At 72.1% G+C, this 25,674-nt stretch carries 23 protein-coding genes; 3 read left to right on the top strand and 20 right to left on the bottom strand.

Annotation, left to right across the window (positions count from 1 at the left end; all coding sequences use genetic code 11):
* Window positions 1-30: 30 nt before the first annotated feature.
* The 4 genes from hutU to K1J57_RS19640 form a co-directional block, all read right to left on the bottom strand.
* On the bottom strand, window positions 31-1,689 hold the full coding sequence (gene hutU / locus K1J57_RS19655; RefSeq protein ID WP_220560027.1) for a urocanate hydratase: 1,659 nt from the start codon (window positions 1,687-1,689) through the stop codon (window positions 31-33).
* Window positions 1,690-1,712: 23 nt separating this feature from the next.
* On the bottom strand, window positions 1,713-3,260 hold the full coding sequence (gene hutH, locus K1J57_RS19650; RefSeq protein WP_220560026.1) for a histidine ammonia-lyase: 1,548 nt from the start codon (window positions 3,258-3,260) through the stop codon (window positions 1,713-1,715).
* 83 nt (window positions 3,261-3,343) lie between these two features.
* Window positions 3,344-3,745 carry a type II toxin-antitoxin system VapC family toxin gene (locus K1J57_RS19645; RefSeq protein WP_220560025.1) on the bottom strand — a complete coding sequence of 134 codons (402 nt, stop codon included), beginning with the start codon at window positions 3,743-3,745 and terminating at the stop codon, window positions 3,344-3,346.
* Entirely contained in the window at window positions 3,742-3,996 is a 255-nt protein-coding gene (locus K1J57_RS19640) for a hypothetical protein (RefSeq protein WP_220560024.1), read from the bottom strand. The genes K1J57_RS19645 and K1J57_RS19640 overlap by 4 nt, the downstream gene beginning before the upstream one ends.
* Window positions 3,997-4,090: 94 nt before the next feature.
* On the opposite strand from K1J57_RS19640, the gene K1J57_RS19635 reads away from it, so the two are divergent.
* On the top strand, window positions 4,091-4,849 hold the full coding sequence (locus K1J57_RS19635) for an IclR family transcriptional regulator (RefSeq protein ID WP_220560023.1): 759 nt from the start codon (window positions 4,091-4,093) through the stop codon (window positions 4,847-4,849).
* Here the strand turns inward: K1J57_RS19635 and K1J57_RS19630 are convergent.
* Window positions 4,846-5,529: a hypothetical protein gene (locus K1J57_RS19630; protein ID WP_220560022.1), complete on the bottom strand. Its 684-nt coding sequence runs from the start codon at window positions 5,527-5,529 to the stop codon at window positions 4,846-4,848. The two genes, K1J57_RS19635 and K1J57_RS19630, sit on opposite strands and share 4 nt — an antisense overlap.
* Window positions 5,530-5,675: 146 nt before the next feature.
* On the opposite strand from K1J57_RS19630, the gene K1J57_RS19625 reads away from it, so the two are divergent.
* The gene (locus K1J57_RS19625) at window positions 5,676-5,948 is read left to right on the top strand and encodes a hypothetical protein (protein ID WP_220560021.1); all 273 of its coding nucleotides are present in this window, start codon (window positions 5,676-5,678) and stop codon (window positions 5,946-5,948) included.
* A 271-nt stretch (window positions 5,949-6,219) separates the two neighbouring features.
* Here K1J57_RS19625 and K1J57_RS19620 read toward each other — a convergent pair whose 3' ends face one another.
* The 10 genes from K1J57_RS19620 to uvrC form a co-directional block, all read right to left on the bottom strand.
* Window positions 6,220-6,543, bottom strand: a complete 324-nt coding sequence (locus K1J57_RS19620; RefSeq protein ID WP_245833406.1) for an RNA polymerase-binding protein RbpA — start codon at window positions 6,541-6,543, stop codon at window positions 6,220-6,222.
* A 129-nt stretch (window positions 6,544-6,672) separates the two neighbouring features.
* Window positions 6,673-6,909 carry a preprotein translocase subunit SecG gene (gene secG, locus K1J57_RS19615; RefSeq protein WP_220560020.1) on the bottom strand — a complete coding sequence of 79 codons (237 nt, stop codon included), beginning with the start codon at window positions 6,907-6,909 and terminating at the stop codon, window positions 6,673-6,675.
* 282 nt (window positions 6,910-7,191) lie between these two features.
* Window positions 7,192-7,971 (bottom strand): triose-phosphate isomerase, encoded by a 780-nt coding sequence (gene tpiA / locus K1J57_RS19610; protein ID WP_220560019.1) that lies wholly within the window; start codon window positions 7,969-7,971, stop codon window positions 7,192-7,194.
* A gap of 36 nt (window positions 7,972-8,007) precedes the next feature.
* Window positions 8,008-9,192, bottom strand: a complete 1,185-nt coding sequence (gene pgk / locus K1J57_RS19605; protein WP_220560018.1) for a phosphoglycerate kinase — start codon at window positions 9,190-9,192, stop codon at window positions 8,008-8,010.
* A 147-nt stretch (window positions 9,193-9,339) separates the two neighbouring features.
* On the bottom strand, window positions 9,340-10,344 hold the full coding sequence (gene gap, locus K1J57_RS19600) for a type I glyceraldehyde-3-phosphate dehydrogenase (RefSeq protein WP_220560017.1): 1,005 nt from the start codon (window positions 10,342-10,344) through the stop codon (window positions 9,340-9,342).
* 331 nt (window positions 10,345-10,675) lie between these two features.
* Complete coding sequence (whiA, locus tag K1J57_RS19595) at window positions 10,676-11,656, bottom strand: DNA-binding protein WhiA (protein WP_220560016.1); 981 nt, start codon at window positions 11,654-11,656, stop codon at window positions 10,676-10,678.
* Window positions 11,657-11,855: 199 nt separating this feature from the next.
* The gene (locus K1J57_RS19590; protein ID WP_220560015.1) at window positions 11,856-12,239 is read right to left on the bottom strand and encodes a DUF488 domain-containing protein; all 384 of its coding nucleotides are present in this window, start codon (window positions 12,237-12,239) and stop codon (window positions 11,856-11,858) included.
* A 38-nt stretch (window positions 12,240-12,277) separates the two neighbouring features.
* Window positions 12,278-13,252: a uridine diphosphate-N-acetylglucosamine-binding protein YvcK gene (gene yvcK, locus K1J57_RS19585; protein WP_220560014.1), complete on the bottom strand. Its 975-nt coding sequence runs from the start codon at window positions 13,250-13,252 to the stop codon at window positions 12,278-12,280.
* Window positions 13,253-13,432: 180 nt separating this feature from the next.
* Window positions 13,433-14,317, bottom strand: coding sequence for an RNase adapter RapZ (gene rapZ / locus K1J57_RS19580; protein WP_220560012.1), 885 nt, complete (start codon window positions 14,315-14,317; stop codon window positions 13,433-13,435).
* Complete coding sequence (gene uvrC / locus K1J57_RS19575; RefSeq protein ID WP_220560011.1) at window positions 14,314-16,347, bottom strand: excinuclease ABC subunit UvrC; 2,034 nt, start codon at window positions 16,345-16,347, stop codon at window positions 14,314-14,316. Before uvrC ends, rapZ begins: the two co-directional genes overlap by 4 nt.
* Window positions 16,348-16,535: 188 nt before the next feature.
* On the opposite strand from uvrC, the gene K1J57_RS19570 reads away from it, so the two are divergent.
* Window positions 16,536-17,675, top strand: coding sequence for a mechanosensitive ion channel family protein (locus K1J57_RS19570; protein WP_255646435.1), 1,140 nt, complete (start codon window positions 16,536-16,538; stop codon window positions 17,673-17,675).
* A 72-nt stretch (window positions 17,676-17,747) separates the two neighbouring features.
* Here K1J57_RS19570 and K1J57_RS19565 read toward each other — a convergent pair whose 3' ends face one another.
* The 5 genes from K1J57_RS19565 to murJ all read right to left on the bottom strand — a co-directional run bounded on the left by K1J57_RS19565 (window position 17,748) and on the right by murJ (window position 25,669).
* Entirely contained in the window at window positions 17,748-18,146 is a 399-nt protein-coding gene (locus tag K1J57_RS19565) for a Rieske (2Fe-2S) protein (protein WP_220565655.1), read from the bottom strand.
* A 192-nt stretch (window positions 18,147-18,338) separates the two neighbouring features.
* Window positions 18,339-21,173: an excinuclease ABC subunit UvrA gene (uvrA, locus tag K1J57_RS19560; RefSeq protein WP_220560010.1), complete on the bottom strand. Its 2,835-nt coding sequence runs from the start codon at window positions 21,171-21,173 to the stop codon at window positions 18,339-18,341.
* A 356-nt stretch (window positions 21,174-21,529) separates the two neighbouring features.
* Window positions 21,530-22,558, bottom strand: coding sequence for a TerC family protein (locus K1J57_RS19555; RefSeq protein WP_220560009.1), 1,029 nt, complete (start codon window positions 22,556-22,558; stop codon window positions 21,530-21,532).
* Between the two features lie 409 nt (window positions 22,559-22,967).
* Complete coding sequence (locus K1J57_RS19550) at window positions 22,968-24,050, bottom strand: glycosyltransferase family 4 protein (RefSeq protein ID WP_220560008.1); 1,083 nt, start codon at window positions 24,048-24,050, stop codon at window positions 22,968-22,970.
* Window positions 24,047-25,669 carry a murein biosynthesis integral membrane protein MurJ gene (gene murJ, locus K1J57_RS19545; protein WP_220560007.1) on the bottom strand — a complete coding sequence of 541 codons (1,623 nt, stop codon included), beginning with the start codon at window positions 25,667-25,669 and terminating at the stop codon, window positions 24,047-24,049. Before murJ ends, K1J57_RS19550 begins: the two co-directional genes overlap by 4 nt.
* Window positions 25,670-25,674 lie beyond the last annotated feature (5 nt).

The following is a 25,674-nucleotide window of genomic DNA, read 5'->3' as shown; positions in this document are numbered from 1 at the left end:
GGGGTGGTGCCGTGCTGCGCCACCGGGACCCTACTCCCCCTCGCGCATCGGAACGCGGATGCCGTGGGCCCGGGCGACCTGCTCGGCCTGCTCGTACCCGGCGTCCACGTGGCGGATGACGCCCATGGCCGGGTCGTTGGTGAGCACCCGCTCCAGTTTGGCGGCGGCCAGTTCGGTGCCGTCGGCGACGCTGACCTGGCCGGCGTGCAGGGAGCGGCCCATGCCCACGCCGCCGCCGTGGTGGATGGACACCCAGGAGGCGCCCGAGGAGGTGTTGACCAGGGCGTTCAGCAGTGGCCAGTCGGCGATGGCGTCGGAGCCGTCCTTCATGCCCTCGGTCTCCCGGTAGGGGGAGGCCACCGAGCCGGTGTCCAGGTGGTCGCGGCCGATCGCCAGCGGGGCGGTGATCTCCCCGGCCGCCACGAGCTCGTTGAACCGCTGTCCGGCGGCGGCCCGCTCGCCCTGTCCCAGCCAGCAGATGCGGGCCGGGAGCCCCTGGAACGCCACCCGCTCGCCGGCCATGCGGATCCACCGGCCCAGGTGCTCGTTCTCGGGGAACAGGTCCAGGATCGCGCGGTCGGTGCGGGCGATGTCGGCGGGGTCGCCCGACAGCGCCGCCCACCGGAACGGCCCCTTGCCCTCGCAGAACAGCGGCCGGATGTAGGCGGGCACGAACCCGGGGAAGTCGAAGGCCCGGGTGAACCCGCCCTGGCGGGCCTCGTCGCGGATGGAGTTGCCGTAGTCGAACACCTCCGCCCCCGCGTCCAGGAACCCGACCATCGCCTCCACGTGCGCGGCCATCGACTCGCGGGCCCGCACCGTGAACTCCTCGGGCTTGGCGGCGGCCAGGCCCTTCCAGTCCTCGAACGCCACCCCGGCGGGCAGGTAGGCCAGCGGGTCGTGGGCGGAGGTCTGGTCGGTGACGATGTCGATGGGCGCCCCGCGCGAGAGCAGTTCCGGGAACACCTCGGCGGCGTTGCCCAGGACGCCGATGGACAGCGGGCGGCGCTGGTCGCGGGCGGCGGTCGCCAGCTCCAGGGCGTGGTCCAGGCCGTCGGCGCGCACGTCCAGGTAGCGGTGCTCGATGCGGCGGTCGATGCGGCTGGAGTCGCACTCCACCACGATCGCCACGCCGTCGTTCATGGTCACCGCGAGGGGCTGGGCGCCGCCCATGCCGCCCAGGCCGGCGGTCAGGGTGATGGTGCCGGCCAGCGTCCCGTTGAAGCGCTTGGCGGCGACCGCCGCGAACGTCTCGTAGGTGCCCTGGAGGATGCCCTGGGTGCCGATGTAGATCCACGAACCGGCGGTCATCTGCCCGTACATGGTCAGCCCCTGCGCCTCCAGGCGGCGGAACTCGGGCCAGTTCGCCCAGTCGCCCACCAGGTTGGAGTTGGCGATGAGGACGCGGGGCGCCCACTCGTGGGTGCGCATGATGCCGACCGGGCGGCCGGACTGCACCAGCAGGGTCTCGTCGCCCTCCAGGTCGCGCAGGGACGCGGTGATGCGGTCGAAGCTGCGCCAGTCGCGGGCGGCCTTGCCGGTGCCGCCGTAGACCACCAGCTCCTCGGGGTGCTCGGCGACCTCGGGGTCGAGGTTGTTGTGGAACATGCGCAGGGCGGCCTCCTGCTGCCAGCCCTTGGCCGACAGGGTGGTGCCGCGGGCGGCGCGGACGGTGCGCGGGGTGCTCATGGTGCCGTGTCCTCCTGGGGGTCTCACTGCAGCGGGGTGACGGATTCGGCGGCCGCGAGAACCGAGCCGTCGGTGATGAGTTCGCCGACCCGGGCGATCTCGGGGGCCAGGTAGCGGTCGGGGCCGGGGCCCTGGACGTGCTCGCGCAGGGCGCGCACGACGGCGCCGGTGGCCGGGCCCGGCTCCAGTGGCGAGCGCAGGTCCAGAGCGCGGGCGGCGGTCAGCAGCTCGACGGCCAGCACGCCGGTCAGGCCGTCGACGGCGCGGCGCAGCTTGCGGGCGGCCGACCAGCCCATGGACACGTGGTCCTCCTGCATCGCCGAGCTCGGGATGGAGTCGACGCTGGCGGGCACCGCCAGGCGCTTGAGCTCGGAGACGATGGCGGCCTGGGTGTACTGGGCGATCATGTGGCCGGAGTCGACGCCGGGGTCGTCGGCCAGGAAGGCGGGCAGCCCGTGCGAGCGGGACACGTCGAGCATGCGGTCGGTGCGGCGCTCGGCGATGGACGCCACGTCGGCGACCGCGATGGCCAGGAAGTCGAGCACGTAGGCCACCGGCGCGCCGTGGAAGTTGCCGTTGGACTCCACCCGGCCGTCGTCGAGCACCACCGGGTTGTCGATGACGCTGTCCAGCTCCCGGCCGGCGACGGTGAGCGCGTGGGCCAGGGTGTCGCGGGCGGCGCCGGCCACCTGGGGGGCGCAGCGCAGCGAGTAGGCGTCCTGGACCCGGCTGCAGTCGGGGCCGCGGTGGGAGGCGACGATCGGGGAGCCGGCGAGCAGGGCGCGCAGGTTGGCGGCGGAGGCGGCCTGCCCGGGGTGGGGGCGCATCCGCTGGAGGTCGTCGGCGAACACCCGGTCGGTGCCCAGCAGCGCCTCCACGCTCATGGCGGCGGTGATGTCGGCGACCTTGAGCAGCCGCTCCAGGTCCGTGCAGGCCAGAGCGAGCATGCCGAGCATGCCGTCGGTGCCGTTGATGAGCGCCAGGCCCTCCTTGGCGCCCAGCTCCACCGGCGTGATCCCGGCCTCGTGCAGGGCGGTGAAGGCGGGCTTGAGCTCCCCGGCGGAGTCGCGCACGTCGCCCTCCCCCATCAGGGCCAGCGCGACGTGCGACAGCGGGGCCAGGTCTCCGGAGCAGCCCAGGCTGCCGTACTCGTGCACGACGGGGGTGATCCCAGCGTTGAGCAGGGCGGCCAGGGTCTCGACGGTGGCCACCTCGACCCCGGTGTTGCCCGAGGCCAGCGTGCGCAGGCGCAACAGCATCAGCGCGCGCACCACCTCGCGCTCCACCTCAGGGCCGGCGCCCGCGGCGTGCGAGCGGATGAGCGAGCGCTGCAGCCGCGCCCGCAGGTCGGGGGCGATGTGGCGGGTGGCCAGGGCGCCGAACCCGGTACTGACGCCGTACGCGGGGACCTCGCCGCGGGCCAGGGCCTCGACCCGCTCGCGGCCGTGCCGGACGGCCTTGCGGGCCTCCTCGGTGAGGGTGACGTGGGCGCCGTGGCGGGCGACGGCCAGGACTTGGGCCGGGGTGAGCGGGGCGCCGCCGACGGTGACGGGAGCAACTGCTGTGGACATGCCCCCATTCGACACCCCGCGCCACCACCGCCGCAGGCCCGACACGGCCATTGTGTCTGAGATACCGGACAGGCGGCCTCCGGCTAACGGATCACCCTCACCTCACAGCGCAGCCCCGGAGCCGCGGCGAGTCGGGCGTCCGCGGTGACCAGGGCGCAGTCCAGCGCTTCGGCGACCGCCGCGTAGGCGGCGTCATAGGCGCTGACGTTGTTGCGCAGCTCCCAGACGCGCTCGGCGATCGCCCCGACCACTTCGACGTAGCCGATGGTCTGCATCCCGTAGAGCTTGAGCGCGGCCTCCGCGTCGGGCAGGGGGATCTTGTGTCCCAGCACGAGCCCCCGCATCGAGCTCAGGAGTTCCACCGGCTGATGGCTCGGCGCGTACCACTCCGGGTCGCTGCCGAGGACTCTTTGGGCGACTCCGGAACCGTGTCCGGACACTCCGAGGTAGAGGTCGACGAGGGCCGAGGTGTCGACAACGATCACGCCACTTCACTTCCGGACTCGGGGGTGCCGTCTCCTCGGGCCTCGCGCACCGCGGCGACGATCTCCTCCACGGTCAGCTTGGCTCCGGGCAACGGAGTCTGCTCGACGATCGCACGGTTGCGTGCGAAGCGGGCCTCTTTCTCCAAGAGGGCGAGCAAGTACGCCTGGAGCGATTTGCCCGACCTCTTGGCCTCCGCGGCCAAGGCCTCTCTGACCTCATCGGGGACGTCTTTGATCTGGATAGCGCTCATGGAGTCATCATAACCTCAATTTAGCTAAATTGAAGTTATTTCAGCGCCACTATGGCGCCAATGCGTATGCAGGATTCCGTGGCAGACTCGGGGCATGAGCATCGTCCCGGCGGCGACCCGCGCCCTGCGGCTCCTGCGGTTCCTGGCGACGCGCCCGGGGCCGGTGTCGGCGGCGGCGGCCGCCGCGGAGCTGGGCATCCCGCGTTCCAGCGTCTACCAGCTGCTGGAGGCGATGGCCGAGGAGGGGTTCGTGACCCACCTGCCGGAGGAGCGGAGGTGGGGGCTGGGCGTGGCCGCCTTCGAGATCGGCTCGGCCTACCTGCGCCACGACGGCATGGAACGGCTGGCCCGGCCGCTGCTGGCGCGCCTCACCGAGGCCACCGGCGCCACCTCGCACCTGGGGGTGCTGCACGGCGCCGACACGCTCTACCTGCTCAAGGAGCAGCCGCCGCACGCGCCGTCGCTGATCACCGGGGTGGGAGTGCGCCTGCCCGCGCACCTGACCGCGTCCGGGCGCGCCATGCTGGCGCTGCTGCCGCGTGCCCAGGTGCGCGCCCTGTACCCCGGGGCGGCGGCGTTCACCGACCGCACCGGGCGCGGCCCGGGCGACCCCGCCGAGCTGCGCCGGGTGCTGGCCGAGGAGGCGCGGCAGGGCTGGTCCATCGAGGACGGCCAGGTGACGGAGGGGTTCGTGTCGGTGGCCGCCGCGGCGCTGGACCACAACGGGCGCCCCGCGGCGGCGATCAGCCTGACCGTGCCCAGCGCCCGCCCGGTCACCCCCCAGGCGCTGGCCGGCCGGGTGCGCGACGCGGCCGCCGAGCTGACGCGCAGGCTCGGCGGCCGCACCCCCTAGGCCGCCTTGGGGCGGACGCGCTGGACGATCCCGGGGAAGGGCGCCGTGTTCTCGATCATGCGCAGGATCTTCTCCTCCAGGTCCTTGGGCACCTGGACGTAGAACTGGGTGGCCGCCTCGGGGTCCTCCTCCAGCCCCAGGGCGCCGGCGCTCTCGGCCCAGGAGGGCAGTTCGGCGTCGGTGCGGTGGGTGTCCAGCGAGAACTCGATGAAGTAGGTGGTCCGGTGGGCCACCACGGTCTCCTCGCGGATGCGCCGGATCTCGGGCCAGGCGATGAAGGTGCCCTCGCCCGGGAACCACCACTTGCGCTCCTGGAGCACCGTGACGCCGTCGCTGTCGGCGCTGATCCCCTGCCGGGTGATGCGCTGGGGCAGGCCGCGCAGCACGAACACGTTGCTCACCGGGCCGATGAACATCATCGTCAGCGACGCCGAGACCCACAGGGCCACCGACCCGACCGTCGTCTCGTCGTTGAGCACGTGCCAGAACGTGGAGCCCAGGACCACGAGGAAGCCGAGGGTCAGGGTGGCCGAGAAGTAGGCCACGGCGATCCACATGCGGGCGTTGGGTCCGCGCAGGCTGACGTATCTGCGCAGGTGGGAGACTCCGGTGGGCGGATGGGTCAGGTCCGAGGGGACGCCCCGTGTCACAGGGACGTCCGAGGGGTCGGGGGAAGCCATGGGTCCATTGTCCCCCTCCCCCGCCGTACTCGGTGCGTCCGACATGCCCGCTTCTGCCGCTATATAGGCGGTTCGGCACCGAACGGTCCGGAACGATACGGTGAAATCCCGGGTGGGGAGGGGAGCGGGCCGTTAGAGTCCGACCCATGAATCCCAACACGAGACCGGGCGCGAGCGAGTACGACACCGAACTGAGGGCCGGTGGCCGGGTCGTCTCCCTGGACGGGATGGTCTACCAGGGGCGCACCGTCCTGGTGGAGGGCCCGGAGATGTTCGAGCCCCTGGAGCGCTGGGCCAAGGGGGTGGCCGAGGCGCTGGGCGAGCCGGTGACCTGGCGGGCCACGGACCGCAAGGGGGAGCTCGCCGGACGCGGCACCGTCCAGCCGGGCCCCGCCGCTCAGAACCTGCGGGCGCTCTGAGCACCGCACTTGGCGCACTGGAACTTGCGGTCGTCGCCGAGAATCCAGTCGTGGTCCCCGCCGGTAGGGCATGCGGACATGGACACCAACTCCTTGGGAGGGGGCTGCGAGGGGTCTGCGCTGCTCACTGTACGTCCCACGCACCACACCAGTCCCGAGAATGAGGAAATTCCACGCTTCGCTCACCTTTGCCACGACGTGCGCGAACGCCGACGGGGCCCGTCGCGCAGGCGACGGGCCCCGGGCAGGTTCGAAGCGAAGGGGGTGTGCGTCAGTTGCGGGCGGCGCGCATGTGGGCCTCGACCGCGGCGCGGTCGGCGCGCAGCTTGGCCAGGGCCTCGTCGAGGATGAGCTTGCCCTCCTCCGCGCTGCGCCGCTCCTTCACGTACGCCAGGTGGGTCTTGTAGGGCTCGGTGCGCGGCGGCGACGGGGGGTTCGCCTTGTCCTTGCCCGCGGGGAACCCGCAGCGGGGGCAGTCCCACTCGTCGGGGACGAGCGCCTCACTGGCGAAACTGGGCACGACCTCGTGCAGGTTCGCACAGTAGAACGGGACCCGGATGCGCGGGGCGGCCTCGCCGCGCTCCGCCTCGCCCATGGGACCGGCTCCGACCCGGCTGCCACGGATGGCACTGCCACTACCCACGAAAAACTCCTTCGGCGAACACGCTCACCGGCGACTCTGGCGAGCTTGACTGTGGAGGGTGAGCACCCGCTGGGTCGCGGGTCACATCCCCCGGTTGATCAGCAGGCCGAGGACGACACCGGCGATGATCCAGAGGACGGCGACGATGATGGTCATCCGGTCGAGGTTGCGCTCGACCACCGACGATCCACCGAGCGAGGAGGTGACACCGCCGCCGAACATGTCGGAGAGGCCGCCGCCCTTGCCCTTGTGCAGCAGCACGAGGAGGACCAGCAGCACGCTGAGAAGCATCACGAAGATGGACAGACCGAGGATCACACGCTCACCCGTAGCTCGACCCCGCAGCGGGGGGATGGACACCTCGATCCCCCGCTTCCCTCCCGTCCCGTCGGTGCCGTCGCGGCACCGGCCCGGTTCAGGGGGAGGAGGAGATCGGGGACGATTTCGGATTTTACCGTGCCCTGAGTGACACGGGTGGGGAAACGGCAAGGGACGCAGGAACCCCACAGCGAAGTGTAGCCCGACCTGGAGACCCGTCGGGCGCCCCGCCCGTCACCGTTGCGCAACGGAGTGCGACGATGGCGGACGGGGCGGGAGGGGTCAGCCGTTCTCCGCGAAGCGGATGATCTTGACGAACTCCTCGGCCTTCAGGCAGGCGCCGCCCACCAGGGCGCCGTCCACGTCCTTCTCGGCCATGATGCCGGGGGCGTTGTCGCCCTTGACCGAGCCGCCGTAGAGCACGCGCACCTTGTCGGCCAGGTCGGCCGAGTACAGCTCGGCCAGGCGGCCGCGGATCGCCGAGCACACCTCCTGGGCGTCGGCCGGGGTGGCGACCTCGCCGGTGCCGATGGCCCACACCGGCTCATAGGCGATCACGAGGCGCTCGGCCTGCTCGGCCGGGATCTCCTTGAGGGCGCCGTCGACCTGGGACAGCACGTGCTCGACCTGGCCGCCGGCCTTGCGCACGTCCAGGCCCTCGCCCACGCACAGCAGCGGCACGATGTCGTTCTTGAACGCGGCCTTGATCTTGGCGTTGACCAGCGCGTCGTCCTCGTTGTGGTACTCGCGGCGCTCGGAGTGGCCCACCAGGACGTAGGCGCAGTCCAGCTTGGCCAGCATGGCGCCGGAGATCTCGCCGGTGTAGGCGCCCTTGTCGTGGGCGGAGATGTCCTGGGCCCCGTACCCGATGCGCAGCCGGTCGCCGTCCACCAGCGTCTGCACGCTGCGGATGTCGGTGAACGGCGGCAGGACGACGACCTCGGCGGCCTCGTAGTCCTTGTCCTCCAGGGAGAAGGCCAGCTTCTGGACGAGCGCGATGGCCTCCAGGTGGTTGTTGTTCATCTTCCAGTTGCCCGCGATGAGCGGCAGTCGCTGGGTCATACGGATCACTTCCTCGGAAAGTCTCGGGGGTTCGCGTCAGCGCAGGGCGTCGATGCCGGGCAGGTCCTTGCCCTCCAGGTACTCCAGGCTGGCACCGCCGCCGGTGGAGATGTGGCCGAAGGCCGCCTCGTCGAAGCCGAGGGCGCGCACGGCCGCGGCCGAGTCGCCGCCGCCGACCACGGTGAAGGCGTCGGAGTCGATGAGGGCCTGGGCCAGGGCGCGGGTGCCCCCGGCGTAGGGCTCCATCTCGAACACGCCCATGGGGCCGTTCCAGAACACGGTCCTGGCGTCGGCGAGCTTCTCCGCGAACAGGGCGCGGCTGCGGGGGCCGATGTCCAGGCCCATCCGGTCGGCCGGGATGGCGTCCACGTCCACGTCGGCGTGCGCGGCGTCGGCGGCGAACTTCTCGGCGGCCACCACGTCCACCGGCAGGACGATCTCCACGCCCTCGCGCTCGGCCCGCTCCAGGTAGCCCCGGACGGTGTCGAGCTGGTCGGCCTCCAGCAGGCTGGTGCCGACCTCGTGGCCCTGGGCCCGCAGGAAGGTGAACACCATGCCGCCGCCGATGAGGATGCGGTCGGCGGTGCCGAGCAGGTTGTCGATGACGCCGAGCTTGTCGGAGACCTTGGAGCCGCCCAGGACCACGGCGTAGGGGCGCTGCGGGTCGGTGGTGAGCTTCTTGAGGACCTCGACCTCGGTCAGGACCAGGCCGCCGACGGCGTGCGGGAGCCTGCCGGGCAGGTCGTACACGCTGGCGTGCCTGCGGTGCACCGCGCCGAACGCGTCGCCCACGTACAGGTCGGCGAGCTGCGCGAACCGGTCGGCCAGCTCTCCGCGCTCGGCGTCGTCCTTGCTGGTCTCGCCGGGCTCGAAGCGCACGTTCTCCAGCAGCGCCACCCCGCCGTCGGCCAGCCCGTCGCAGACGGCGCGGGCGGACTCGCCGGCGGTGTCGGCGGCGAAGGCCACCTCGGTGCCGAGCAGCTCGCCCAGGCGGGCCGCCACCGGGCGCAGGGAGTAGCGGGGGTCCGGGGCGCCCTTGGGGCGGCCCAGGTGGGCGGCGACGATGACGCGGGCGCCGCGCTCGCGGAGCGCTTCGATGGTCGGCAGGGCCGCACGGATGCGCCCGTCGTCGGTGATCCGCTCGCCGTCCAGGGGCACGTTCAGGTCGGCCCGGACGAACACGCGCTTGCCGGAGACGTCGAGGTCGTCGATCGTCCGCATGCTGGTCTCCTCGTGACGAATATCGGGTCTTGCCGCCCCTGGTCGCAGGGGCCGGAAAGGGGCGCGCTCACGACGGCACCCCTCCGCGCGCAGTGCGGGCGGAGGGGTGCCGTGTCACGCGCCGGAGGCCGCGGGGGCCGGGGCGTCCTACAGACCGGAGCCGACCAGCTTGGCCAGGTCGACCAGGCGGTTGGAGTAGCCCCACTCGTTGTCGTACCAGCCGACGATCTTGACCTGCTTGCCGAAGGCCATGGTCAGGCTGGAGTCGAAGGTGCAGGAGGGCGAGGTGCCGACGATGTCGGAGGAGACGATCGCGTCCTCGGTGTAGACCAGCACGTCCTTGAGCGGCCCCTCGGCGGCGGCCTTGAACGCGGCGTTGACCTCTTCCTTGGTGACCTCGCGGGTCAGGGTGACGACGAGGTCGGTGACCGAGCCGTCCGGCACCGGGACGCGCATGGCCATGCCGTCCAGCTTGCCCTTGAGCTCGGGGATGACCAGGGCGGTGGCCTTGGCGGCACCGGTCGTGGTCGGGATGATGTTCTGCGCGGCGGCGCGGGCGCGGCGCAGGTCCGAGTGCGGGAAGTCCAGGATGACCTGGTCGTTGGTGTACGCGTGCACCGTGGTCATCAGGCCCTGCTCGATGCCGAAGGCGTCGAGCAGCACCTTCGCCATCGGCGCCACGCAGTTGGTGGTGCAGGAGGCGTTGGAGATGACGTGGTGGGCGGCCGGGTCGTACTTGTCGTCGTTGACGCCCATGACGACGGTGAGGTCCTCGCCCTTGGCCGGGGCGGAGATGATGACCTTCTTGGCGCCGGCGGCCAGGTGCTTCTTGGCGTCCTCGGCCTTGGTGAAGCGGCCGGTCGACTCGATGACGACGTCGACGTTCAGCTCGCCCCAGGGCAGCAGGGCCGGGTCGCGCTCGGCCAGGACCTTGATGTTCTTGTCGCCGACGCGGATGAAGTCCTCGCCCACCTCGACGTCGCCCGCGAGGGTGCCGAGCACGGTGTCGTACTTGAGCAGGTGCGCGAGCGTCTTGGTGTCGGTGAGGTCGTTGACCGCGACGATTTCGATGTCGCCGCCGCCCGCTGCGACCGCACGCCAGAAATTGCGGCCGATCCGGCCGAAGCCGTTGACGCCTACACGGATGGTCACGGAACCAATCCCCTCATATATCGCACTTCATTTACACCCGCGCATTGCCGACCGGCTCGCGTCCGGACCGCGGTGTACTCCGCACGGACGGCTGTGAACAGGTGTTACGCCGCATCGGGTGTTCACAAAGAGCCTAGCGGAGGACGTGCGGGGGTCGGTTACCGACCCATGCCGACCGCGCTCCGAACGGCTCGTGGATTCGCGACCATCCTGGCACCGCAAAGCGAAGAGGTCTATACCATTTGCCGAAGTTATCGGCGAGTTCTCGCAGTTAACAAAGCCGAACATCGGTGTTACGCGCGCGCTGCGGCCCGGACGGCGGCGCCCCAGGTCAGGGCACCAGCATGTCCGGAGTGAGGTTCGCCTCGGTCCCCTCGATGCCCAGGTCGGCCGCACGCTTGTCGGCCATGGCCAGCAGCCTGCGGATGCGCCCGGCGATGGCGTCCTTGGTCAGCGGCGGCACCGACAGCTGGCCCAGCTCCTCCAGGGACGCCTGCTTGTGCGCCAGGCGCAGCTTGCCCGCCGCCACCAGGTGCTCGGGGGCGTCCTCGCCCAGGATCTCCAGCGCCCGCTCCACCCGCGCCCCGGCCGCCACGGCCGCCCGGGCGCTGCGCCGCAGGTTCGCGTCGTCGAAGTTCGCCAGCCGGTTCGCGGTCGCCCGCACCTCCCGGCGCATCCGGCGCTCCTCCCAGGCCAGAACACTCTGGTGGGCGCCCAGCAGGGTCAGCAGCGCGCCGATGGAGTCGCCGTCGCGGACCACCACGCGGTCCACCCCGCGCACCTCGCGCGCCTTGGCGTGCACCTTCAGCCGACGCGCCGCGCCGACCAGCGCCAGCGCCGCCTCCGGGCCCGGGCAGGTCACCTCCAGCGACATCGACCGGCCGGGCTCGGTGAGAGAGCCGTGCGCGATGAAGGCGCCCCGCCACGCCGACTCGGCGTCGCAGGCCCCGCCCGCCACCACGTGCCGGGGCAGGCCGCGCACCGGGCGCCCGTTGTTGTCGACCAGCCCCGTCTGCCGGGCCAGCGACTCGCCCTCCTTGATCACCCGCACCACGTACCGGTTGCCCTTGCGCAGGCCGCTCGGGGAGAGCACGACCACCTCGGACTCGTGTCCGAACACCTCGGAGATGTCCTTGCGCAGGCGGCGCGCGGCGGCACCGGTGTCCAGCTCGGCCTCGATCACGATCCGGCCGCCCACCAGGTGCAGGCCCCCGGTGAACCGCAGGATGGTGGACACCTCCGCCTTGCGGCAGCATGGCTTCAGAATGGCCAGACGGCTCAGTTCATCCTTCACCACGCCGGTCATCGCCATCGCTGCGATCCTCCCCTTGAAACGACCTTGACCGGTGCCGCGCGCCCGTACACCGGCGATGCCGCCGCGGCCCCGCCACGAGCGACTTTCTCCGAGGAGACTACGTTACGAGACGCCCGGTGCCGACCCTTGAACGGCGTGTTGCCCCCACGACGGCGCCGTCTGCGCCGCGGGGCACGGGGTTCGTGGCGGTGTGCGGTCAATTGCCCCCGACCTGCGATGACAACAGCTCCAGCAGGTGGTCGCGCAGCACCACCGCCTGATTGTGCTCCTCATCGCGCGCCGAGTACAGCAGCGTCACCGGCCCCCGCCGCGCGGCCTCCAGGATCGGCTCCAGCGCCCGGGGCCGGTCGGCCAGCTCCGCCCGGTAGCGGCGGGCGAACTCCTCGAACCTGGCCGGGTCGTGGCCGAACCAGGTGCGCAGCTCCGAGCTGGGACCCGCCTCCTTGACCCACGGCACGCCCTCCAGCGCGCTCTTGCGGACCCCGCGCGGCCAGAGCCGGTCGACCAGGAACAGCGCACCCGGCGGCCGGTCCCCGCGCACCTCGTCGTAGACCCGTTCCACGGTGATGTCGTAGCCCATGGCGGCGGTGTTCCCCGGGGGCCGCCAGGGGGAACCCGTCAGTCGTTCAGGATCCGCTCGAAGGCCCGCGCCAGCAGCTCCGGGTCGTGCCGGGGGCTGCCGTCGCCCATCGCCAGGTCGGCCAGCTCCAACCGCCCGCCCAGGTCCCGCGCGGCCGCGGCCAGCGGCTCGGCCTCCTCCACCGTCCCCCGGTCGGCCAGCACCACGTCCACGCCCAGCTTCGGGGCGTGCTCGCGCAGCACCTCCAGGTAGGTCTCGGGCCGGAAGTCGTCGGTCTCCCCCCGCTGCGGGGACAGGTTGAGCGCCACCACCCGCCGGGCCCGCGTGGTGACCAGGGCGTGCGCCAGGTCCGGCACCAGCAGGTGCGGCAGCACGCTGGTGAACCACGACCCGGGGCCGAACACCACCCAGTCCGCCTCGCGCACCGCCTTGACGGCCTGCGGCTCCGCCGGGGGCTCCGCCGGGATCAGCGAGACGGAGCGCACCCGGCCGCCGGTGCTCGCGCACGCCACCTGGCCACGGATCGTCGTCACCTCGTCGGGGCGCCCGGCGTCGGCGCCCACCACCTCGGCGGAGATGTCCAGCGGCACCGACGACATCGGCAGCACCCGGCCGTGGGCGCCCAGCAGCTGGCCCACCCAGTCCAGCCCGGCCACGGAGTCGCCCAGCAGCTCCCACAGCGCCACGATCAGCAGGTTGCCCACGGCGTGGCCGTGCAGCTCGCCCTCGGAGCGGAACCGGTGCTGGATCACGTTGCTCCAGGTGTGGCCCCACTCGTCGTCACCGCACAGCGCGGCCAGCGCCATCCGCAGGTCTCCCGGGGGCAGCACCCCCAGCTCGCGGCGCAGCCGCCCGCTGGAGCCGCCGTCGTCGGCGACCGTCACCACCGCGGTCACGTCGGTGGTCACCCGCCTCAGGGCCGACAGGGACGAGTACAGGCCGTGCCCGCCGCCCAACGCGACCACCCGGGGCGGACGTGTTCCGTCCCCGTCCGGTGCGGTGCTGTTCGCCATGGTCGTGGCCTGCCCCTCGTACCCGTGTGCAGCGACGGGCCGCCCCGCCGAGGACGGCGGACGCGCCCGACGTCCCCGAACCGCCGGAGCCCCCGCCCCGCGGGGTATCGGCACCGACGGTGACCGAGTCAATGTAAGGGAAGACGGCCCGCTTGGCGATTCGGTTGACCCGGCCCCCGCTCACTCCCGTCCCACGTCCCGGTGCACCACGTGGACCTCCACGCCCTGGGTGCGCAGCCGCTCCGCGAACTGCTCGGCCATGGCCACGCTGCGGTGCTTGCCGCCCGTACAGCCCACCGCCAGCGTCATGTAGTGCTTGCCCTCGCGCTGGTAGCCCTCGATGGTGAGCTTGAGGACCTCGCTGTAGGCCTCCAGCATCTCCTTGGCCCCGTCCTGGGACAGCACGTAGTCGCGCACCGGCTCGTCGCGGCCGTTCATCGGCCGCAGCTCCGGGATCCAGTGGGGGTTGGGCAGGAACCGGCAGTCCAGCACCAGGTCGGCGTCCACCGGCAGCCCGTGCTTGAACCCGAAGGAGACCACGTTGGCGCGCGGACGCGCCTCGTCGCTCTCCCCGAAGAACCCGATCACCCGCGCCTTGAGCTGGTGCACGTTGAGCTGGGAGGTGTCGATGACCAGGTCGGCCTCGCCGCGGACGGCGCGCAGGGTCTCGCGCTCGCGGGCGATGCCGTCGGTCAGCCGGCCGTCGCCCTGCAGGGGGTGGGGCCTGCGCACGCCCTCGAACCGGCGCACCAGGGCGTCGTCGCCCGCCTCCAGGTACAGCACCCGCGCCGTGATGTCGCGCTTGCGCAGCTCCTCCACCGTGGACAGCAGGTCCTCGGTGAACGCCAGCGACCGCACGTCCACGACCACCGCCACCCGCGGCACCGCGCCGTGGGTGCGCCCCGCCAGCTCGATCATCGTCGGCAGCAGGCCCGGCGGCAGATTGTCCACCACGAACCAGTCCAGGTCCTCCAGCGCCCTGGCCGCCGTGCTCCGGCCCGCACCGGACATCCCGGTGACGATGACCACCTCGGGCGGCAGCTCCCCGCCCAGTTCGACCGTCATGTGTCTCCTCCCCCGTCAGTGCTGTTCGGTACCGGTGCCCCGTCGGTCTCCCGTCCCGCAGGGCTCCCGGAAAGGTGCGCGTGCACGGACTCGGCCAGCTTGGGCCCGATGCCCGGCACCGCGGCGATCTCCTCGACCGTGGCCCCCGCCAGCCGCTTGACCGAACCGAATGCCTTGATCAGGGCGGTGCGGCGGGCCGGGCCCAGGCCGGGCAGCTCGTCCAGGGCGCTCCCGGTGAGCGCCTTGGCCCGCTTCTGGCGGTGGTAGGCGATGGCGAACCGGTGCGCCTCGTCGCGCACCCGCTGCAGCAGGTACAGGCCCTCGCTGGTGCGCGGCAGGATGACCGGGTCCTCGTCGTCGGGCAACCACACCTCCTCCAAGCGCTTGGCCAGACCGCAGACGGCGATGTCGTCGATGCCCAGCTCGTCCAGGGCACGGCGCGCGGCCTGCGCCTGGGGGCGCGCCCCGTCCACCACCACCAGGTTAGGGGGGTAGGCGAACTTCCCGGGTTTCGGCTCGTCGTCGATCACGTGACCGTCCTGTGCGGCGGAGTCGCCGCCGGTCTCCCCCATCCGGGCGACCTCGCCGCTGCGGGCGCTCTCCTCCAGGTAGCGCCGGAACCGGCGCTTGACCACCTCGTACATCGCCGCGACGTCGTGCTGCTCGGCGCCGCCCTCGCCGCTGCCGCGCACCGAGAAGCGCCGGTACTCGGACTTGCGGGCCAGGCCGTCCTCGAACACCACCATGGACGCGACCACGTGCTCGCCCTGGAGGTTGGAGATGTCGAAGCACTCGATGCGCAGCGGCGCCTCCTGGAGCTCCAGTGCCTCCTGGAGCTCGTTGAGGGCGCGGCTCCGGGTGCTCAGGTCCCCGGCCCGGTGGGTCTTGTGCCGGGCCAGCGCCTCCGCGGCGTTCTTCTCCACGGTCTCCATCAGCGCCCGCTTGTCCCCGCGCCGGGGGACCCGCAGGTCCACGTTGGCGCCCCGGTGCCCGGCCAGCCAGCCGGCCACCGCCTCAGGGTCGGCAGGCTCGTGGGAGACCAGCACCTCGCGCGGAACCGCGGTGCCGGTCCCCTCGCCCTCCTCGGTGCCCTCGGCGGAGCCGTACAGCTGGCCCAGGAACGTCGCCATCAGCTCGGCGGGGCCCGCGTCGTCCACCTTGTCCACCACGTAGCCGCGCTGGCCGCGGATGCGCCCGCCGCGCACGTGGAAGATCTGCACGGCCGCCTCCAGCTGGTCGTCGGCCAGGGCGATCACGTCGCAGTCGGTGGAGTCGGGCAGCACCACCGCCTGCTTCTCCAGCGCGGCGCGCAGGGCCTCGATGTCGTCGCGCAGCCGGGCCGCCCGCTCGTACTCCATCTCCTGGGCCGCGGCCCTCATCTCGCCCTCCAGGCGGCGGATGAAGCGGCCGGTGTCCCCGGCCAGGAAGGAGCAGAAGTCGTCGGCCAGGGCGCGGTGGTCCTCCGGGGAGATCTTCCCGGTGCACGGCGCCGTGCACTTGCCGATGTACCCCAGCAGGCAGGGGCGGCCGCTGGTGCGGGCCCCCCGGAACACCCCCGCCGAGCAGGTCCGCACCGGGAACACCCGCAGCAGCAGGTCCACGGTCTCGCGGATCGCCCAGGCGTGCGAGTACGGGCCGAAGTAGCGCACCCCCTTGCGCTTGGCCCCGCGCATCACCTGGACGCGCGGGAACTCCTCGTCGAGGGTCACCGCCAGGTAGGGGTAGCTCTTGTCGTCGCGGTACTTGACGTTGAACCGCGGGTCGTACTCCTTGATCCAGGAGTACTCCAGCTGGAGCGCCTCCACCTCGGTGCCCACGATCGTCCAGTCCACGTCGGCGGCGGTGGAGACCATCTGCTGGGTGCGCGGGTGCAGCCCCGCGAAGTCCCGGAAGTACGACGACAGCCGCGAGCGCAGGTTCTTGGCCTTGCCGACGTAGATGACCCGGCCCGCACCGTCCCGGAAGCGGTAGACCCCCGGGGAGGTCGGGATGGAGCCGGGCGCGGGACGCAGGTGAGGTGTCGCAGGCATGCCCCCATTCTGGTGTGCGGCGGTGACATCCGGCCACTCGCGCCCCGGGCGTCCCCCGCCGGGGACGAGAGCCGCGTCACGAGCACCACGATCAGGTCGCCCGAACGTCACGATCGGGTATCCGCATGCTCTAGGTTGGGCGGGTAGATCGACCCTTTCCGACATGAACGACAAGGGGGCCTCGCGTCGTGGACATCGACGAATATTGGGCCTGGATCGCCCTCGGCATCGCCGTGGCCATCTCCCTGGCACTGGTGTTCGCCGCGCGCTGGGTGCTCAAGCACAAGCTCGCCAAGATGTGGAGCATCGCGAACTTCCTGGTGATCAGGACCCGCTACTCCGGGTACGCGGCGGGCGCGGTGGTGGGCGCCAACCTGGGCATGCCCAGCATCACCGACGTGGGCTGGTCCACCTACGGCACGCTCCGGCACGGCATGGTGATCCTGATGATCGGGTCGCTGACCGCCCTGGGCATCAGCCTCGCCTACGCCGTCACCGACACCATCCTGGCCCGCCTGTCCCACGCCAACGGGGACGCCGACCGCAAGGCGCGCCGCCTGCAGACGCAGGTGCGGCTGCTGCGCCGGGTCGTCACCTCGATCATCGTGGTCGTGGCGGTCTCCGCGATCCTGTTCACCTTCCCGCAGGTGCAGGCGCTGGGCGCCGGGCTGCTGGCCTCCGCGGGCATCATCGGCATCGTCGCCGGTGTGGCCGCCCAGTCCACCCTGGGCAACCTGTTCGCCGGATTGCAGCTGGCGTTCAGCGACGCCCTGCGCATCGGCGACGTCGTCGTGGTCGAGGGCGAGTGGGGCCGGGTCGAGGAGCTGTCCCTGGTCAACGTCACCATCAAGATCTGGGACGAGCGCCGGCTGGTGGTCCCGGTCGCGAACTTCACCACGACCAGCTTCGAGAACTGGACCAAGTCGGGCACGGCGATCACCGCCAAGGTGATGATGCCGCTGGACTGGGAGGTCCCGATCGCCGAGCTGCGCGAGGAGGCGGGCCGCCTCATCACCGCCAGCGAGTACTGGGACGGGCGCAGCTGGTCCTGCCAGGTGGTGGACATCACCGAGAACGGCGAGGTGATGGTGCGCGTCGTGGCGACCGCCGCCAACACCGGCGACCAGTGGAACATCGCCTGCGAGATCCGCGAGCACCTCATCGGCTGGCTGGTCGAGCACTACCCGCAGTCGCTGCCGCGCAACCGCACCGAGGTCGTGGCCGCCGAGGACGAGGACGCCTTCCGCGCCGCGGCCGCCTCCGCCGCGATCCGGCGCGCGGAGCGCGACGCCCCGGGCAGCCGGGAGGAAGTCCCCGAGGACGCCTGACCCCTTGTGTGAACGTGCGGAACGCCCGGGACCGTGTCGGTCCCGGGCGTTCCGCGTTGGGCGCCGCGGCGCTCAGTCCAGGATGATGTCGGTGCCGTCGACGGTGACCGTGAACTCCTCCAGGGCCACCTGCGCGGGGCCCGTCACGACCTCGCCGGTGGCGTAGTCGAACTCGCTGCCGTGGCACAGGCAGCGGATGACGCCGTCCTCCACCTGCTGGACGGTGCAGCCGCCGTGGGTGCAGGAGGCGGCGAAGGCCCGGTAGTCACCGGCCTCGGGCTGGGTGACCACCAGCTTGCTGTGGCTGAAGACGGCGCCGCCGCCCTCGGGGACGTCGGTGGTCTGGCCGACCACCTGGCCCCGCCGGGCGTCCTGCGGCTTGGGGGGCTCCCCGCCGCAGGCGCTCACCGCGGTGACGGCCCCGACGGCCGCGACCGCCCCGGCCGTCCCGAGCAGGCGCCGCCTGCTCACCCCGCATCCGCACGTCTTCTCGACCGCCACGACGAACCGCTCCTCACCTGCGCGTCCAAACCTACGACGCACTGTAGTAGGCGGTCCGGAGTGCTTCGCCCCGGGCCCCGCCAAAGCCCCCCGGCCGGGGACGACGGCGGCCCGCCCCCGGAGGAAGGGCCCGGGGACGGGCCGCGCACCCGCGGGTGCGGCTCAGAGCAGCTTGGCGAGGAACCGCCCGGTGTAGGACTCGGCGACCGCCGCGACCTCCTCGGGGGTGCCCTGGGCGACCAGGGTGCCGCCGCCGGAGCCGCCCTCGGGGCCCATGTCGATGATGTGGTCGGCGGTCTTGATGACGTCCAGGTTGTGCTCGATGACGATCACCGTGTTGCCGGAGTCGGTGAGCCGGTTGAGCACCCCCAGCAGCTTGCGGATGTCCTCGAAGTGCAGGCCCGTGGTGGGCTCGTCCAGCACGTACACGGTGCGGCCGGTGGAGCGGCGCTGCAGCTCGGCGGCGAGCTTGACCCGCTGCGCCTCGCCGCCCGACAGGGTGGTGGCGGGCTGGCCCAGGCGCACGTACCCCAGCCCCACGTCGGTGAGGGTCTGCAGGTGGCGGCGGATGGCGTTGACCGGCTCGAAGAACTCCAGCGCCTCCGAGATCGGCATGTCCAGGACCTCGGCGATGTTCCTGCCCTTGTACTTGACCTGGAGCGTCTCCCGGTTGTAGCGGGCGCCGTGGCACACCTCGCAGGGCACGTACACGTCCGGCAGGAACTGCATCTCGATCTTGAGCGTGCCGTCGCCGGAGCAGGCCTCGCAGCGCCCGCCCTTGACGTTGAACGAGAACCGGCCCGGCTGGTAGCCGCGCGTCTTGGCGTCGGTGGTCTGCGCGAACAGCTTGCGGATGTGGTCGAAGACCCCCGAGTAGGTGGCCGGGTTGGACCTCGGGGTGCGCCCGATGGGGCTCTGGTCCACGTGCACGACCTTGTCGACCTTGTTCAGGCCGTTGACCCGCACGTGCCGGCCCGGGACGTCGCGCGCCCCGTTGAGCTCCTTGGCCAGCGCCTTGTACAGGATCTCGTTGACCAGCGTGGACTTGCCCGAGCCCGACACCCCGGTGACGGCGGTGAACACCCCCAGCGGGAAGGCCACGTCGATGTCGCGCAGGTTGTTCTCGCGGGCGCCCTTGACGACCAGCTCGTGCCCCTTGGTGAGCGGGCGGCGCACCGCCGGCAGGTCGATGGAGCGGCGCCCGGACAGGTAGTCGCCGGTGAGCGACGCCTCGTTGGTGAGCAGCTCGTCCACGATGCCCGACACCACCACGTGGCCGCCGTGCTCGCCCGCGCCCGGGCCGATGTCGACCACCCAGTCGGCGGCGCGGATGGTGTCCTCGTCGTGTTCCACGACGATGAGCGTGTTGCCGATGTCGCGCAGCCGCTGGAGGGTCTCCAGCAGGCGGGCGTTGTCGCGCTGGTGCAGGCCGATGGAGGGCTCGTCCAGCACGTAGAGCACGCCCACCAGGCCCGAGCCGATCTGGGTGGCCAGCCGGATGCGCTGGGCCTCGCCGCCCGAGAGCGAGCCGGAGGAGCGGGCCAGGCTGAGGTAGTCCAGGCCCACGTCCAGCAGGAAGCCCAGCCGGGCGTTGATCTCCTTGAGGACCTGGGCGGCGATGACCGCGTCGCGGTCCGACAGCCGCAGGTCGGCCAGGAAGCGGGCGCTCTCGGCCAGCGACATCGACGCCACCTCGGCGATGGACCGCCCGCCCACGGTCACCGCGAGCACCACCGGCTTGAGCCGGGTCCCCTCGCAGGCGGGGCAGGGCACGCTGCGCATGTAGCCCTCGAGGCGCTCGCGGCCGTAGTCGCTCTCGGTCTCGGTGTAGCGGCGCTTGACCCAGGGGACGACGCCCTCGAAGTCGGTGTAGTAGGACCGCTCGCGGTTGTACTTGGTGCGGTAGCTGACGTGGACCTGGGTGTCGTGCCCCTCCAGGATCGCCTTGCGGGCGCGCTTGGGCAGCTTCTCCCAGGGGGTGTCCAGGACGAACCCGACCGACTCGCCCAGGGCGGTGAGCAGCCGCTCCCAGTACCCGCCGTTGGGGCCGCCCGACCAGGGGGCCAGGGCGCCCTCGGCCAGGGTCTTGGCCGGGTCGGGGACGATCAGCTCCGGGTCGACCTCCATGCGGGTGCCCAGGCCCGAGCACTCCGGGCAGGCGCCGTAGGGGGCGTTGAAGGAGAAGGAGCGCGGCTCCAGCTGCTCGAAGGACAGGTCGTCGTAGGGGCAGTACAGGTGCTCGGAGAAGACCTTCTCGCGCTCGGGGTCGTCCTCGGCCAGGTCGACGAAGTCCAGCACGATGGTCCCGCCGGCCAGCTTGAGCGCGGTCTCCACCGAGTCGGTCAGCCGCCCGCGGGAGGACTCCTTGACGGAGAGCCGGTCCACGATCACCGAGATGTCGTGCTTGTCGTAGCGGCCCAGCTTGGGCGCCTCGTCCAGGCGCACCGGCCGGCCGTCCACGACCGCGCGGGTGTACCCCTTGGACTGCAGGTCCTTGAACAGTTCGAGGTACTCGCCCTTGCGGCCGCGCACCACCGGGGCCAGCACCTGGAAGCGGGTGCCCTCGGTCATCTCCAGCACCCGGTCCACGATCTGCTGCGGGCTCTGCCGGGAGATCTCCCGGCGGCACTGCGGGCAGTGCGGGACGCCGATGCGCGCCCACAGCAGCCGCAGGTAGTCGTACACCTCGGTGATGGTGCCGACGGTGGAGCGGGGGTTGCGGCTGGTGGACTTCTGGTCGATGGACACCGCCGGGGACAGCCCCTCGATGAAGTCCACGTCGGGCTTGTCCATCTGGCCCAGGAACTGGCGGGCGTACGCCGACAGGGATTCGACGTAGCGGCGCTGCCCCTCGGCGAAGATCGTGTCGAAGGCCAGCGAGGACTTGCCCGAACCGGACAGGCCGGTGAACACGATCATGGCGTCGCGGGGCAGGTCCAGCGACACGTCCTTGAGGTTGTGCTCCCGGGCACCCCGGACTACCAGTTGTTCGACCATCGAGTCAGACATCCTTCGGCTGTGGCACACAGGGCACCGGTCGGGCGTCGGCCTGCCGTGCGCGGTTCGTGTGTTCGGCGGTCGGGTCCCCCGGACGACCGCCCCGGCCCCGGATCCGGGCCGCTGAAGGGGGGTGGGGAGGGCGTGGGCCTCCCCGTCCGTCAAGACTAACGACCCCCGCCGACGGAATCTTCCGCAACGGAGAAGTGCCGTGTCCTGATGCCCCGACGCCGATACGGGGTCCACTATAGACGAACGTGTGTTCGACGTCCGGGTTTTCGCGCGGCCCGGGGAAAAAGAACCGGGGGCGGTCCCGGTGAACGGGACCGCCCCCGGGCGGGAGCGCGGGACGGCCGTCAGGAGCGGTCGGCCGCGGAGTCCCTCTCGCCCTCCTCCTCGACGGCGGGAGGGGCGTTGCGCTTGTCGGCCGCGGACTTGATCAGGCTGCCGACGATCGTGATCACCATGACGCCGATGATCACCGTCAGGGACAGGGAGGTGCTGATCTCCGGGACGTGCACGCCGTTCTCGTGCAGCGCGTGCAGAATCATCTTGATGCCGATGAACACCATGATCGCCGACAGGCCCCAGCTGATGTAGGACAGGCGGTCCATCAGGCCGGCCAGCAGGAAGTACAGCTGGCGCAGGCCCAGCAGGGCGAACGCGTTGGCGGTGAAGACGATGTAGGCGTCCTGGGTGAGGCCGAAGATCGCCGGGATCGAGTCGACCGCGAAGACCAGGTCGATGACGCCGATGGCCAGGATGACCAGCAGCATCGGGGTGATGTGGCGCTTGCCGTCGAGCTTCACCGTCAGGTGCGCGCCGTGGTAGCCGTCGGTGACCGGCCAGAACCGCTTGACCAGGCGCACGACCGGCGTCTGGGTGAAGTCCTTCTCCTCCTCGTCGCCCTTCATGTGGTCCCGGACGATCTTGTACCCGGTGTAGATGAGGAAGGCGCCGAACAGGTAGAAGACCTCGCTCCAGGCGTTGATGACCTGGGCGCCGAGGATGATGAAGATACCGCGCATGATCAGCGCGATGACGATGCCGATGAGCAGCACCTCGTGCTGGTACTTCTTGGGCACCGCGAAGGAGCCCATCAGCAGGTAGAAGACGAAGAGGTTGTCGACGCTCAGGCTCTTCTCGGTGACGAACCCGGCGAAGTACTCCGCGCCGGCGGTCGCACCGCCGTAGTACCACACACCGAAGCCGAAGATGATGGCGATGCCGATGTAGAAGGCGGCCCACCAGGCCGCCTGCTTGACCCCGAACTCCTGGGGGCCCTTCTTCTTGCTCCACGGGTGGTCCACGATGGCGAGGTCGATGACCAGGATCGCGATCATGGCGCCGATCGTGGCGACCCAGACCCACAAGGGTACGTTCACTGTCGTTAACTCCTCCGGTCAGTGCGCGCGGGCTGTTTGCACGCACGTCGAACCGCCGGAGGTCTCTCCCGCTCGCCTCGGAATCCAGGACGAACCGACGGTACCGGGAACACGCCCTTGTGTTCCGTGATGACGACACCGCCGCGACAGGGATACTCCCCTCACATGCCAGGCCAGGATACCGGCCGCACGATGTGACCGTGCACGCCCGGCCTGTGACCACGATGCCACATCCGCCCTCTCCGCAGAAGTAGCGCGGAGGACGAAGTAGCACGACCCCCAGGACACATCATCCGCTCCTGGCGGATATCCGGCGAACGAACAGGGGATCCGGGTATATAAGGCACAAAACGCCCCTGACATTCCCTTTTCCCGCGTCACCGACTTTTCCCGTGCCGCTTTTCCCGTGTCACCGCCCCAGTACCGACTTGTACACCGCGCACGCCGCCGCCACCGCGTCCTCCTCGCCGGGCAGCGACCGCGCCGCCGCGGCGGACCGCGCCCGCAGGTCCGCGGCGAGGGCCGGATCGTCCAGCACCCGCCCCACCGCCGCCGCGAACGCCTGCGGGTCGCCCGGCGGCACCATGAGCACCGTCCCCGAGTACAGGTCCGGGATGCCGCCCACGCGGGTGGACACCACCGGCAGCCCCGCCCGCAGCGCCTCCATGATCACCAGCGACGGCCCCTCCCACTGGCTGGTCAGGCAGAACACGTCGGCGGCCGCCAGCAGGTCGGCCACGTCCGTGCGGTGCCCCAGCATCCGCACGTCGGCCCCCAGCTCCGCGGCGGTGTCGTGCAGGGTCCCCCACAGCGGCCCGTCCCCCGCGATCGCGATGACCGGCTCCGGGTGCCGGGCGGCGATCCGCGGGGCCGCCTCCAGCAGCATGTCCAGGCCCTTCTGCTCGGCCAGCCGGGCGATGGTCAGCAGCAGCGGCCGCTCGGGCAGCACCGCCAGGTCCGACCGGGTCGCCTCCCGGCCCTTGACCGGGGGGCCGGTGTCGGGCGCCGCCACCACCGCCGGACGGGCGTCGCGCGCCCCCACCCGCTCCAGCCGCCGCACCAGGTCCCCCGACACCCCCAGCACCACGTCGGCGCGCAGCGCCACGATCCTCTCCAGCACCGGGTAGGCGGCCGCCTTCAGGCCGTCCACCGGCGGCGGGGCGTTGTGCGCCGTCACCACCAGGGGGCGTGCCCCCGCCAGGGCGCACAGCGCGCCGGCCCGCATCCCGTGGGCGTGCACCACGTCGGCGCCGCCGAGCACCGACCGCAGCCGCAGGACCGTCGCGGGATCGGCGACCGAGGGGGCCGCCCCGATCCGCACCGGCGCGAACCGCATCCCGGCGTCGGTGAACGCGAACTCCCGCTCGGCCGAGGCCGGGCCGACCACCGCCACCCGGTACCCCCGCCGCACCAGCCCCTCGCCCAGGGACCGCACATGCCTGCCCGCCCCACCGGTACTGGTCCCCAGCACCAACGCGATCCTGCCGTTCACCGGCTCCCCCTCCTGCGTTCGAACACGCTCCGGACCCGATCCAGGGCCGCCCGCGCCGACGGCCGGTCCACCACGGCCGCCACCAGGGCGAACACCACCACCGCCAGCACACCCGACGCCAGGGCCGCCCCAGCCGAGGACCACACCCCGCCGCCCGCCAGCGCCGAGGCCACCGGCCGGCCCGCCGCCCAGCCCAGCGCACCGCCCGCCGCCACCGCCGCGAGCGACCGCCCCGCCCCGGCCAGCGCCGCCGGGCCGTGCACCCGCCCCACGGCCACCGCGCAGGCCAGCGCCGCGCACGTCAGTCCCAGTGTCGTCGACCAGCCCAGGGCGGCGATCGCCCACCCGGGCGGCACCAGCGCCACCGACACCGCCGAGCACGCCATCACCAGCAGCCAGCCCAGGGTCTGGGCGGCCGCCGCGGGCCTGCCGTGGTGGGAGGCGTACAGCGCCCGGCTGAACAGCGCCACCAGTCCGAACCCCACCACACCGGGCGCGTAGGCCGCCAGGGCCCGTTCCAACGCCACCGGGTCGTTGCGGGCGAACACCTCGGCCACCGGCGCCGCCGCGGCCGCCAGGGCGGTGCCCACCGCGGCGGTCAGCACCGCGGTGGCCCGCGCGGGCCCCGCCACCAGCTCCGCGTACGCGCCCCGGTCGCGGTCGGCGTGCGCCACCGCCAGCGCGGTGAAGGCGCTGGTGGCGATGGGGACCGCGATCACCCCGTAGGGCAGGGTGAACAGCGCCCACGCGTAGGAGTACAGCACCGATCCGCCCGCCCCGCCGCCGCGGTTGGCCAGCGCCACCGACAGCAGCAGGCACGCCTGCATCGCCACCAGCGGCACCAGGGACGCCGCCGCGAGGGACCGCACCCGCCGGCCCACACCGGGCGGGAAGACCAGCCGAGGACGCCAGCGCAGCCCCAGCCGCAGCGCCGGGCCCAGCACCGTCAGGAACAGGGCCACCACTCCGGCCGTCGTCCCCAGCGACAGCACCAGCTCCGCCCCCAGGGGCAGCCCGGCCGGGTCCTGCCGGTGAGCGCCGCCCAGCGGAACGAACAGCAGGTAGGAGCAGATGACCACCACGCTCGACACCAGCGGCGCCGCCGCCGGGGACAGGAACCGCCGGTGCGCCTGCAGCACCCCGTACAGCACCGCCGCCAGCCCGTAGAACACCACCTGCGGGGCGAACACCAGCAGCATCCGCACCGACAGCGCGGCCAGCACCCCGGGGTCGCAGCCCGCGCCCGCTCCCAGCATCAGCGCCATCGCGTAGGGGGCGGACAGCGCGATCAGCCCGGCCAGCGGCACCGACAGCAGCAGCACCCAGGTCAGCAGCGCCGACGCCGTGTGCTCCACCTGCTCCCGCTCGCCCCGCCCGGCCGCGGCCGCCAGCACCGGGACCACCACCGCGGTCAGCGCCCCGCCGATGACGATCTCGAACAGCACCGCGGGCAGCTGGTTGGCGGTGATGTAGGCCGTGCCCAGGCAGGTGTCGCCCACCGTCTGGGAGAAGACCACCGTGCGCCCGAACCCCGCCACCCGGGCGCCGACGGTGACCGCCGCGATGAGCAGCGCGGCCCGGCCGACCCCCTGCGTCACCCCGGCGGCGAGGCGGGACACCCCGG

It is taken from the genome of Nocardiopsis sp. MT53 (assembly GCF_019598965.1).
GTDB lineage: Bacteria > Actinomycetota > Actinomycetes > Streptosporangiales > Streptosporangiaceae > Nocardiopsis > Nocardiopsis changdeensis.
The sequence above is the reverse complement of the archived record's forward strand: the minus strand, read 5'-3'. Positions and strand labels throughout refer to the sequence as shown.

Coding starts and splice junctions, on each gene's coding strand:
- hutH (WP_220560026.1), bottom strand. CDS start 3,260: ATGTCCACAGCAGTTGCTCCCGTCACCGTCGGCGGCGCCCCGCTCACC.
- yvcK (WP_220560014.1), bottom strand. CDS start 13,252: ATGGCGAACAGCACCGCACCGGACGGGGACGGAACACGTCCGCCCCGG.
- uvrA (WP_220560010.1), bottom strand. CDS start 21,173: ATGGTCGAACAACTGGTAGTCCGGGGTGCCCGGGAGCACAACCTCAAG.
- whiA (WP_220560016.1), bottom strand. CDS start 11,656: ATGGCGATGACCGGCGTGGTGAAGGATGAACTGAGCCGTCTGGCCATT.
- hutU (WP_220560027.1), bottom strand. CDS start 1,689: ATGAGCACCCCGCGCACCGTCCGCGCCGCCCGCGGCACCACCCTGTCG.
- tpiA (WP_220560019.1), bottom strand. CDS start 7,971: ATGACCCAGCGACTGCCGCTCATCGCGGGCAACTGGAAGATGAACAAC.
- K1J57_RS19590 (WP_220560015.1), bottom strand. CDS start 12,239: ATGGGCTACGACATCACCGTGGAACGGGTCTACGACGAGGTGCGCGGG.
- pgk (WP_220560018.1), bottom strand. CDS start 9,192: ATGCGGACGATCGACGACCTCGACGTCTCCGGCAAGCGCGTGTTCGTC.
- K1J57_RS19635 (WP_220560023.1), top strand. CDS start 4,091: ATGAGCATCGTCCCGGCGGCGACCCGCGCCCTGCGGCTCCTGCGGTTC.
- K1J57_RS19625 (WP_220560021.1), top strand. CDS start 5,676: ATGAATCCCAACACGAGACCGGGCGCGAGCGAGTACGACACCGAACTG.
- K1J57_RS19630 (WP_220560022.1), bottom strand. CDS start 5,529: ATGGCTTCCCCCGACCCCTCGGACGTCCCTGTGACACGGGGCGTCCCC.
- rapZ (WP_220560012.1), bottom strand. CDS start 14,317: ATGACGGTCGAACTGGGCGGGGAGCTGCCGCCCGAGGTGGTCATCGTC.
- uvrC (WP_220560011.1), bottom strand. CDS start 16,347: ATGCCTGCGACACCTCACCTGCGTCCCGCGCCCGGCTCCATCCCGACC.
- K1J57_RS19640 (WP_220560024.1), bottom strand. CDS start 3,996: ATGAGCGCTATCCAGATCAAAGACGTCCCCGATGAGGTCAGAGAGGCC.
- K1J57_RS19620 (WP_245833406.1), bottom strand. CDS start 6,543: ATGGGCGAGGCGGAGCGCGGCGAGGCCGCCCCGCGCATCCGGGTCCCG.